The organism is Pseudomonas endophytica, from assembly GCF_001411475.1.
In the GTDB taxonomy this organism is placed as follows: domain Bacteria; phylum Pseudomonadota; class Gammaproteobacteria; order Pseudomonadales; family Pseudomonadaceae; genus Aquipseudomonas; species Aquipseudomonas endophytica.
This window is the reverse complement of the sequence record NZ_LLWH01000191.1, coordinates 19,069-28,135: the sequence shown is the minus strand read 5'-3', so window position 1 is coordinate 28,135 and position 9,067 is coordinate 19,069. Positions and strand designations below refer to the sequence as shown.

Here is a 9,067-nt window from a genome sequence, read left to right as displayed (position 1 = left end):
CGCAAAAGGCGATTGGTTTGTGCCTGGCGGTCGTATTTTAAAAAACGAAACATTGGACGCTGCTTTCAATCGTCTAACCCTTGAAGAGTTAGGCCAGGTTTATCAGCGCGGTGACGCCAGACTCTTAGGCGTTTATGAACACTTTTATACGGACAGCGTGTTTGGTGATACTGAACAAGCACCCAATACTCACTACGTAGTACTGGCGTACCAGTTAGTTCTAACTGAAAGTGAATTAATGCAATTACCTCACAATCAACATGGGGCCTATCGCTGGTGGCCGTTGATCGAGATGGGTATTCATGAGCAAGTACACGCCAATACACGTGCCTATCTAACAGCGCTACGCTAATTTTTATCGCATATACACAGGACGTTGAACATGCTCTTACCTATCATTATGGCGGGTGGCTCGGGCTCACGCTTATGGCCGCTGTCGCGCCAGCTCAACCCTAAACAATTTTTGCCTTTGGCCGATGCCAACATGTCGATGTTGCAAGCCACTCTGCAGCGTCTCGATGGGCTGAATGCTGCCTTGCCGAGGTTGATCTGCAATGAGCAACACCGTTTTCTTGCAGCCGAGCAACTGCGTATGCTCGGGCTTGAAAAGGCCAATATTTTGCTGGAGCCGATAGGTCGTAATACAGCACCGGCGATCGCGCTGGCTGCATTACAGGCCCTAGAGGCCCATGGCGAAGCTGAAGACCCCATTTTATTGGTGTTGGCAGCAGACCATTTAATCCAGGACGTAAGTGCTTTCCAAGCAAGCATTCAAACCGCCTTGCCCTTGGCCCAAGAAGGCAAGCTGGTAACCTTCGGTATTGTTCCGACCCATGCTGAAACGGGCTACGGGTATATCGAAAAAGGTGCTGAAGCAGGGGTTGGCGGATTCAGGGTGAGCCGTTTTGTTGAAAAACCTGATCTGGAGACAGCACAAGGGTACTTGGCCAGTGGCAGCTATTTCTGGAACAGCGGTATGTTTATGTTCCGGGCTAGTCGCTATCTGCAGGAGCTTGAAAACTTCCGCCCGGATATCCTTGCCGCCTGCCGTATGGCCTTGGCTGGCGGTACGCAAGACATGCACTTCACCCGCATTGATGAAGTGGCCTTTGCTGCCTGCCCGGACGACTCGGTTGACTATGCCGTGATGGAAAAAACCGCCGATGCGGTGATGGTGCCGTTGGATGCAGGTTGGAGTGACATAGGTTCATGGACTGCCCTCTGGAATGTCAGCACCAAAGACGATGAAGGCAACGTATTTAAAGGCGATGTACTAAATCAACAAACGCGCAACACCTACGTGCACGCCGACAGTCGTTTGGTAGCAACAGTAGGGTTAGATGACCTGATCATTGTCGAAACCAAGGATGCGGTACTGGTGGCTCACAAGGATCGTGTGCAAGATGTCAAAAAAATCGTTGAACAACTGAAAAACGGCTCACGAAGCGAACATATCAATCACCGTGAGGTATACCGCCCGTGGGGGGTATACGACTCTGTGGACAATGGTTACCGCTATCAAGTCAAGCGCATTACCGTAAAACCGGGCGCTAAGCTTTCAGTTCAAATGCACCATCATCGGGCTGAACACTGGATTGTGGTAAGCGGGACAGCCAAGGTGACTAACGGCGAGCGCACCTATTTAGTGTGCGAAAACGAATCTACCTATATCCCTATTGGGCAGATTCATGCACTCGAAAACCCTGGGGTCATCCCACTTGAACTGATTGAGGTGCAATCCGGATCGTATCTAGGGGAAGATGACATTGTGCGCTTCGAAGATAAATATGGGCGTGCGTGATGAGGTTTTCACGTTTAGACTTGCGGCTGGGGAATGAGTTAGCATGCTTTGGCTGCGGTTTTTCTAGCATCGGAATCCTTATTGCAATTTATCCTCTCAGTGTAAAAAGCTAGATCGAGATAGCAGATTGTTATAAAACGTCAGCAGCCCGCATGGCTATGCACAGGTATTCTGCACTGGCTATTGCACAATAAAATGCCTGTAACGAATCGCTTCAGGGCTTGATTATATGGTTTCACGTTGATTCAAGGCCCGGAAGTGTACACAGGGGACATCGCATTGATAGCCCCATAAATCAATACAGACGATTTATCAAAAGGATTTACCAATGAAAAAACTACTTGTATCCGCACTCGCTTTGGCGATGAGCGCTTCCGCACTGGCAGTTGAAGCACCGGCTGCGCCAAACGCTGAAAATGCAGCTACTACTGGTACGACTTCGGGCTCTCTTAACACCGATAGCGAGCTACTAGGTGGTGTAAGCACCACTACAGCCGTAGGCGTGGGTGTTGCTGCAGCGGCTGGTATTGCTGCTATTTCCTCTGGCGGCGGTGGCGGTGGTGGTGGCAACAACGGCGGCACTACTGGTACAACTGGCACAACAGGAACCACTGGCACTACCGGTACTACTCGTTAAGCACCTGCCAGGTCTATCGAACTAAACCACCTGGCTCACGCCAGGTTTTTGATTTTGATGCGTTTCTTTTACAAGTGTCCCCAATGATGATTCGTAGTTTGTCGCTCGCGGTACTTGCAGGGCTTGCCCTGCAAGGTTGTATGTTTTCGCCCGGTCAATACTTGGACACCAGTGAGATTGGCACAGAAGGCTCACCAGAAAGCAGTCGGGTTGAATTGATCCCTATCACACCCAAGTTGATTGCCCAAAACGCAGCGACCTACGTTTCCAGCTCGATACCAGAAGAGTTGCTGGCATTCAAGCCTAAGGCTTATAAAATTGGCCCCAATGATGTGCTGTACATCACTGTCTGGGATCACCCGGAACTGACTGCACCATCAGGCCCTCAACAACAGATTGATGCTAACGGTCGTTTAGTGCGTCCAGATGGAAGTATTTTTTACCCTTACATCGGCCAAGTCGATGCAGCAGGTAAAAGCATTGAAGAGCTGCGTTCGACTATTGCCCAGCGCTTGGCGCAATACGTTGACAGCCCACAAGTCGATTTGAGTGTTCTACGCTTTGCTAGCCAAAAAGCGACTATGTCTGGCGCGGTACTGAAAGCTGGACCGTTGCCCATCACCACTTCACCTGTAAATATCGTAGAAGCATTAGGTGCGGCTGAAGTCAACGCACAGAGCGCTGATCTGTCCAGCCTGACTTTAACTCGCGATGGTCGCGAGTATGTACTCAACCTAGACGCGCTCAACGCTGCAAAAGGCTCACAACTTCATAACGTTTACTTGAAAGACGGCGATCAGTTGTATCTCCCTTATAACGATCGTAAAAAGATTTACGTTATGGGTGAAGTGCTCGCGCCACAAGCACTCACTTTCAAGACAAAAGGCATGAACCTTGCTGATGTGGTCGGCTCGGTCGGTGGGCTTAACCAAACCACATCTAACGGCAATGCACTATATGTGATTCGCGGTGCTGAAAATCTTGAAACAGAACCCGCCAAGGTTTACCAACTCGATGCCCAGTCTCCTGTAGCGTTTGCAGTCGCCACGCAATTTGAGCTGAAGCCACAGGATATTGTGTATGTTGGACCTGCTCAGGTAACTCGCTGGAATCGCTTGATCAGTCAGTTGCTACCATCAGCAACTATTCTGGGCACTAGCGCTACTGCAACTAATAATCTTAGCGAAGCCAACAGCCGATAAGGGTTGAGCCGTTTTGAAAACTCTTCGTAACCGCTCATGGTTAGCGGTGGGGCTTTTGCTGTGTGGCTGTAGCCCTGTCATGCAAGGCTCCATCGATACCTTCAAGGCTGCCGTTCAGGGCGTCGAGCCTCTGCACATCACAGAGGCCGATGTCTCGGCTGTTCCCTATGCACAAATCAAGGTCACTACCCATTCCAGCGAAGGCGTCATGGCAAGGCTACGCCAACAAGGCGACCTGCAGTTCTGGGTAGCGTCTGGCAAGCAAATACTGGTTACTCGTAACGGCTTGGTAGAGCGTACCGTTGGTTTGCCTCCTAACTTGGACGGCACTCGCTTCAACGGGCCCTCACCGTTCAAACAAGGCTTGCAGCACATCGCTGATGGCACCACTAGCACTCGCCAGATTGATATGTACGAGGGGCAACGGGTCGGTGTAACGGTTTATAGCCAGTTTCGCCGCAAGGGACTGGAAACAATCAAGATTCTTAATAAGCCTTACGTGCTGCAACGTATCGATGAAGAGATAGACATTCCAGCATTAGGCTTTAACGGTACCAACCGCTTCTGGGTAAGGGTTGATGACGGCGTGATTTTGCAGAGCGAGCAATATGCGACACCTGAGCTTTTATTGCAGATCGTGCACTTACGCCCTGATTGGGAGCCCGCAAGGTGAGTGATTTAAAAAAACTGACTGCCGGGCTGCTACTGGGCGCTTGCCTATTAAGTAACGCTTCACATAGTAACGCTGCAGTGGCTGTCACTGGCGAAGTCAGCAACCCGGTCAGTGTTGCTTATACGCCGGGTATGCGCCTGCTGGATGTGATTAGCAAAGCAGAACCATACCCTAATGATTATTGGCTGGCCGCCGTGTGGATGCATCTGCCTCTACTCGAACAACAAACCCGCTTAAAAGTCGGCGTGCTGTTCGATTTGAAACTGCTTCAACGTGGCGCGCTTCTCAATAACAACGCTGCACTTGCCACCCTCGCAGAATCATTGCATGGGTACGTTAGCCGCTTGCCAGTGACTGGACGCAAAATTGCAGATCTAGATCCCGTTAAGCTCGAAGTAAGCTTTGCCCATAACTACTTGCTCAGTGATGGTGATCACGTTATTTACCCGCCACGGGTAGACCGCGTAACGGTTGTCGGGGCGGTACCAAAAATCTGCAGCGTGCCCTATCAAGCTATGCAAGAGGCTCGTGACTATTTAGACCACTGCCCACGGTTGAGAGAGGCAGATGCCGATTTTTTATGGTTGATATACCCCGACGGCACCTACAAACAAGTGCCTATTGCAGCGTGGAACCGCAAAGACGGTGTTTATGCAGTAGCTGGCAGTACGATCCTGGTGCCTGTACGCAATAACATCCCAGATTTACCCACGCCTGATTTAAATGAGCAGTTGGCGCAATTCCTCGCCACTCAATTGCTGGCTGAGGTTGCACCTTGAAGTTACGTTTTTTTGTGGTTGCATTATTACCCTACAGCTTGGCTCATGCAGAGCCACGTTACACCCAAAGTGATTTTGGCGGTGTTGGATTACTGCAGACACCGACTGCACGTATGGCACCTGCTGGAGAGATAAGTTTTAACGCTAATCGGACTGATCCCAATACTCGCTACAGCGTGTCATTACAACCTCTTGACTGGTTGGAAGGTACTTTTCGTTATACATCTGTGACAAACCGTGCCTATGGCCCAGAAGAACTAAGCGGAAACCAGAGCAACAAAGATAAGGCTGTGGATTTTAAAGTTCGGCTCTGGCAAGAAAGTCACTGGGCTCCCGAAATAGCTCTGGGCTTCCGAGACGTTGGAGGTACTGGACTTTTCTCTAGTGAATACTTCGTTGCCGATAAGCGCTTTAGAAATCTAGATTTCAGTTTAGGAATTGCCTGGGGTTATATCGGTAATCGAGGTGATTTGAGGAATCCATTGGGCTTTTTAGGTGATAGCTTTAATAACCGCCGTGATACTACTACAGCTGGTGATGTTAACACTAGTATGTATTTCAGAGGCCCGCCGTCTTTATTTGGCGGGGTTTCATATCAAACACCTTGGGCGCCTTTGAGCCTGAAGGTCGAATATGAAGGCAACGATTACCAGCATGAACCACAAAATAACAACCAAGTTCAAGACTCACCGATCAATATCGGTGCTGTCTATAAACTTAATGATTCCATTGATTTGAGCATTGGTTGGGAGCGCGGTAATACCGCACTGTTTGGTATTACTCTGCACACCAATTTTGTAAGTCGCAAGGCGCCAGCTAAAACTTTTGATCCTCCGGCACAACCGCTGCCTACCAAAGCAACTGCTATGCCTTTGAATCAAATTGATTGGGTTAGCGTGTCCCAGCAACTGGAGAAAAATGCTGGTTATAAAGTTGAGCGTATTGCCCAGCGTGACTCTGAACTGACAGTCTACGGCGAGCAATCTAAATACTTTTATGCGGCTAAAGGCGTGGGTCGCGCCAGCCGGATTTTAGACAATAACGCGAACAGTGATATTCAGTGGTTTACTCTGGTTAACAAACGGTATGACATGCCTATCGAGGAGACGAGCGTACCACGCTCAACCTTCCGTGACGTCGTTAACAACGAGCAGGATTTAGTTAACCTTCACCGCACCACTGAAATTAATCGAGCCTCACCGCGTAGAGAAAAAACCCTTTATCAACAGAAGCCTGATCCTTTTACGTACGGCTTTGGCTTGGGTTATCAACAAAATATGGGCGGCCCTGATGGATTCTTGCTCTATCAAGTCAGCGCCTATGCCGAAGGGCAGTACCGCTTCACACCTGGCACGTGGGCAAGTGGTGGTATCAGTGCGAACTTGCTGAATAACTACGATAAGTTCAAATACGATGCACCTAGTGGATTACCACGAGTGCGTACTGATGTCCGTAAGTACGTGACGACTTCAGACGTGACTATGCCAGCACTGCAACTTAACCGTGCACGCCAACTGGATCAGGATTTGTACGCCATGGTCTATGGCGGCTATCTAGAGCCTATGTACGCCGGTGTTGGGGGCGAATTGCTCTACCGCCCTATGGGTGAACGCTGGTCTATAGGGGCCGACCTGAACTATGTGCGCCAACGCGATTTTAACCAAGGATTTGGTCTACGCGATTACCGGACAGTTACAGGCCATATCACCACTTACACCAAGTTAGCGTTTGATCTAGATGCAGCTGTCAGTGTCGGTCGCTATCTAGCACGCGATTGGGGCACCACTGTAGATATATCCAGACAGTTTTCCAATGGCGTGAAATTTGGTGGTTGGGTCACACGCACTACTGCATCATCCGAAGAGTATGGTGAAGGTAGTTTTGACAAAGGGATTTATATTTCGATTCCGTTTGACGAAATGATGAGCGTATCGACTATGAGCCGCGCAAACATAGGCTGGGCGCCATTGACTCGAGACGGTGGCGCTATGCTGCACCGCCAGTATTCCTTACAAACAATGACCGATGGCCGCAACAAGGAAGCCTTCTACGAGAACTTCGGAAAAATTACGGAGTAATCAAACTTTATTAATGCTTGGCCTATTTATTGTGATACGCGCTGCCTATTCGACTGTTGTAATGAGGCTCGGTTTAAAGGAGGGCTGCAATAGCTACCCTCCGAACGACCTTTTCTATAATTGTTAGACCTTCACCTAGCAATTTTCTAGCGCTGATGAAGAAACGGCTGCAGATCAATCGCCTTTATACGACCTCACTCTTCGGTAAAACCTATGCATAGCCTTGCGTAAACAGCGAGCCTGCTAAGACTTGACAGGGTCTATAACACAGGTGACAGGTGATTGTTTCTTCATCACTTAGAGGGGTCTAGGCTCAATTTTATTGAGCTACACAACACCTTATCGTTGTAGAATGCCCTCTTTCATTTAAGCCAATGTGGCAAAATCGAGCCGCCTCTACGTATTTAGGTTAATTGATATGCTTTTCGAAGGATGCAAAACCGACGAACTGAGTTACTCAGTGTTCAATTTTGTACATACAGAAATCTTTGTTGATCATATTAATAAACTGTTCACTTCAAAGGTTTTGCATCTTGATGCGCACAAACTTGCAACTGCGCAAGCCCTAAACTTCTCCAAGGTCAAAGTTGTATTTTTTGAAATCAATGCGCCTGCTGCTATTCAAGACAGCATCCACGCTATAAAAAATATCCGCCAATCTAATCAGACGGCTTGTATTTTTGTAATAGCGACCCAACTCAAAACCTTTTCAAGTGCTGACTGTTATGTTGCTGGTGCAGATTACTGTCTAAAACTGCCCAATGATCCGGAAGAGCGCCACACTTTATTATCAAAAACCATACAAAAATCCCATTGGGCAACTCCTATTCAACTGCACCTTGATCGCACAAGGTTATTGCTATGTAGCGCCTCTGAAAAAATTGAAATCTCATATACCGAAATGACAATTCTTGATGCGCTTATGCAAGCACCTGAACACGTCATGAGCCAAGACGGCATCGCCAAAACCCTGCATCCGAATATTGTTTTTTATGATCCTCGGGCCTTAGAGAAGACCATTAGCCGTCTCAGAACCAAGATTAAAAAAACCTATCACCTAGAGCTTATATTCAGTGTAAGAGGCTATGGGTATCGTTTACGTCGAGGGACAGTCTTAGGCTGAAGTAAATTTGCTGATTGGATTTTCTATAAAATATTTTTAGTTACTGCTGGCACAGTTCTTACGGCAAGTTTTTTTGAGAATTAGCAAAAACATCCATGGAGGATTTTAATCGTGAAGAGAACATCCATTATCTTAAAAAACTTGCAACTAAGCAGTGATATAGTCTTAACTCAAGAACACCGCCCTACCTATGATGTGGTTAATGCCAACAAACCCTTCGACTGGGTTTCAGTTGCCATTGACAGGCCAAATAACGCGCTCGCACCCGCGGATCTTAAACCAGCGCTCTCACTGATAAGCAACATATCTCCTGTTGATCTGATCATTCCTCAAACCTCGTATAAAGTGTCGACTACCTACGTGCCAACCTTTACGCCCCCCCCTACTGGTTACTCACAGCCACCGCAGACTTGGTTTTTCGATTTAAAGGCGCGAGAGCTATGTAATGCTAGCACCAGCATTCAACTAACAATCATTGAATCACTGCTTATCAATACGCTGGCACATAGCTCGGTGCGGATTTGCAGCAAACAGGAGTTGATTGCAGGCATCAATAAGGATCCACAGTCTTATAGCGGCCTAGAAATGAGCCTAAGTCGACTGCAAAAAAAATTCAGGGATGCTTTTAAAGAGCGCTTGTTCCGTTCAGTTCGTAACCGTGGGTACTGCTTAGTGCAGGACGTAAAGGCTTCAAACTGACACAGATCTGGGGCGCTGATTGAAAGAAGGTGATACCTGCTAAGCAAGCTGGTGTACACAGAAGCGTGAGAAGAT

The 9,067-nt window shown here is 48.2% G+C and carries 9 protein-coding genes; all 9 read left to right on the top strand.

Going from position 1 to position 9,067, the window contains the following annotated elements:
• Positions 1 to 352 (top strand): NUDIX domain-containing protein (locus AQS70_RS17085; RefSeq protein WP_055103937.1); only part of this gene is annotated, 352 nt, incomplete at its 5' end.
• Between the two features lie 30 nt (positions 353 to 382).
• Positions 383 to 1,801: a mannose-1-phosphate guanylyltransferase/mannose-6-phosphate isomerase gene (locus AQS70_RS17080; RefSeq protein WP_055103936.1), complete on the top strand. Its 1,419-nt coding sequence runs from the start codon at positions 383 to 385 to the stop codon at positions 1,799 to 1,801.
• A 328-nt stretch (positions 1,802 to 2,129) separates the two neighbouring features.
• Positions 2,130 to 2,438: a hypothetical protein gene (locus AQS70_RS23660; protein WP_156355191.1), complete on the top strand. Its 309-nt coding sequence runs from the start codon at positions 2,130 to 2,132 to the stop codon at positions 2,436 to 2,438.
• An 86-nt stretch (positions 2,439 to 2,524) separates the two neighbouring features.
• Positions 2,525 to 3,640 carry a polysaccharide biosynthesis/export family protein gene (locus AQS70_RS17075; RefSeq protein WP_055103942.1) on the top strand — a complete coding sequence of 372 codons (1,116 nt, stop codon included), beginning with the start codon at positions 2,525 to 2,527 and terminating at the stop codon, positions 3,638 to 3,640.
• A 13-nt stretch (positions 3,641 to 3,653) separates the two neighbouring features.
• Positions 3,654 to 4,313 (top strand): YjbF family lipoprotein, encoded by a 660-nt coding sequence (locus AQS70_RS17070; protein WP_055103935.1) that lies wholly within the window; start codon positions 3,654 to 3,656, stop codon positions 4,311 to 4,313.
• Complete coding sequence (locus AQS70_RS17065; protein ID WP_082428142.1) at positions 4,310 to 5,092, top strand: capsule biosynthesis GfcC family protein; 783 nt, start codon at positions 4,310 to 4,312, stop codon at positions 5,090 to 5,092. The genes AQS70_RS17070 and AQS70_RS17065 overlap by 4 nt, the downstream gene beginning before the upstream one ends.
• Positions 5,089 to 7,170, top strand: coding sequence for a YjbH domain-containing protein (locus tag AQS70_RS17060; RefSeq protein WP_055103934.1), 2,082 nt, complete (start codon positions 5,089 to 5,091; stop codon positions 7,168 to 7,170). The genes AQS70_RS17065 and AQS70_RS17060 overlap by 4 nt, the downstream gene beginning before the upstream one ends.
• Positions 7,171 to 7,588: 418 nt before the next feature.
• On the top strand, positions 7,589 to 8,293 hold the full coding sequence (locus AQS70_RS17055; RefSeq protein WP_055103933.1) for a winged helix-turn-helix domain-containing protein: 705 nt from the start codon (positions 7,589 to 7,591) through the stop codon (positions 8,291 to 8,293).
• 111 nt (positions 8,294 to 8,404) lie between these two features.
• A complete protein-coding gene (locus tag AQS70_RS24125; protein WP_241492859.1) occupies positions 8,405 to 8,992 on the top strand; it encodes a winged helix-turn-helix domain-containing protein in 588 nt (195 codons plus the stop codon).
• Positions 8,993 to 9,067: the final 75 nt, after the last annotated feature.